The sequence below is a fragment of the Streptomyces sp. adm13(2018) genome (genome assembly GCF_008042145.1).
Classification (GTDB): Bacteria; Actinomycetota; Actinomycetes; order Streptomycetales; family Streptomycetaceae; genus Streptomyces.
In genome coordinates, this window is the sequence record NZ_RDBH01000133.1 from 1 (window position 1) to 1,189 (window position 1,189).

The 1,189-nt window shown below is 71.2% G+C and carries 2 protein-coding genes; both read right to left on the minus strand.

Annotation, left to right across the window (positions count from 1 at the left end; translation table 11 throughout):
* Positions 1 to 20 precede the first annotated feature (20 nt).
* The gene (locus EAO70_RS26305) at positions 21 to 224 is read right to left on the minus strand and encodes a hypothetical protein (protein WP_410091407.1); all 204 of its coding nucleotides are present in this window, start codon (positions 222 to 224) and stop codon (positions 21 to 23) included.
* A gap of 84 nt (positions 225 to 308) precedes the next feature.
* Positions 309 to 1,070, minus strand: coding sequence for an aminotransferase class IV (locus tag EAO70_RS26310; RefSeq protein WP_148005397.1), 762 nt, complete (start codon positions 1,068 to 1,070; stop codon positions 309 to 311).
* Positions 1,071 to 1,189: the final 119 nt, after the last annotated feature.

Consider the following 1,189-nt stretch of genomic DNA (forward strand, 5'->3'; position numbering starts at 1 on the left):
CCTCCACGGCTTCTACCGCTCTACAGCTCGTCCCACTCCACCCCGTCGTACGCCGCGTACACCCGTCCCATGAGTTCCTCGTCCACCGGGAACACCACCTCGTCGATCGACGTGACCGGCGCGAGGGAACGGGAGTTGGTGACGAACGCGGCCCGGTAGCCCGGCAGGTCGGCCAGCGTGACCGGCCGCCGGACCGACTCCAGGCGCGGCTCCAGGAGGGCCATGGCGATCCCCTGGAGGCAGGGCGCCGCCGGCCAGACCACCGATGTGCCGTCCCAGAAGCCGATGCCTCCACGGCTTCTACCGCTCTACAGCTCGTCCCACTCCACCCCGTCGTACGCCGCGTACACCCGTCCCATGAGTTCCTCGTCCACCGGGAACACCACCTCGTCGATCGACGTGACCGGCGCGAGGGAACGGGAGTTGGTGACGAACGCGGCCCGGTAGCCCGGCAGGTCGGCCAGCGTGACCGGCCGCCGGACCGACTCCAGGCGCGGCTCCAGGAGGGCCATGGCGATCCCCTGGAGGCAGGGCGCCGCCGGCCAGACCACCGATGTGCCGTCCCAGAAGCCGATGTTGGTGATCGCGCCCTCGGCGATCTCGCCGTACGGGGAGGTGAGCACGGCCTCGTCGTAGCCGGCGCGCAGGGCCGCCTCCCGGTGGTAGGCCTGGCCGAAGCCGCCGAGGTGCTTGATGTGCGGCGCGGGCCGCCAGTACTCGACGGTCGTGAGGCGCTGCGGGGCCCCGGGCCCGTCCGGGGCGGGGTCGGCGACGGTCACCGCGATCCGGACGTCCGGGTAGACGTACACCCGGACCGAGGCGTCCCGCCGCCCCGAGGTCTCCAGCGCGCCCGCGATCAGGGACCGGACCCGCTTGCCGTCCGATTCCCGGCCGAAGAGCTCGCGCGTCGAGCGGTCGAGCCGGTCCAGGTGCAGGTCGAGGCCCTTCACCCGGCCGCCCCGCACCTGCATCGCCGTGAAGTGACCGAAGCCGGTCATGAGGGCGGCGAGCAGCCCGGGCTCGGCCGCGGGGACGCCGTCGATCTCGATGTGCGGAGTCGGAGTCGTCATGCCCTCACCGTACGTCCGTGCGAACGCCCTCGGGGAAGTCCCACAGAACAGCCCTTGACCTCAACCAAACTTGAGGTACCACGATCATCGACATGGACATCACGAACGCCTCCACGGCT

Coding starts and splice junctions, on each gene's coding strand:
- EAO70_RS26305 (WP_410091407.1), bottom strand. CDS start 224: ATGGCCCTCCTGGAGCCGCGCCTGGAGTCGGTCCGGCGGCCGGTCACG.
- EAO70_RS26310 (WP_148005397.1), bottom strand. CDS start 1,070: ATGACGACTCCGACTCCGCACATCGAGATCGACGGCGTCCCCGCGGCC.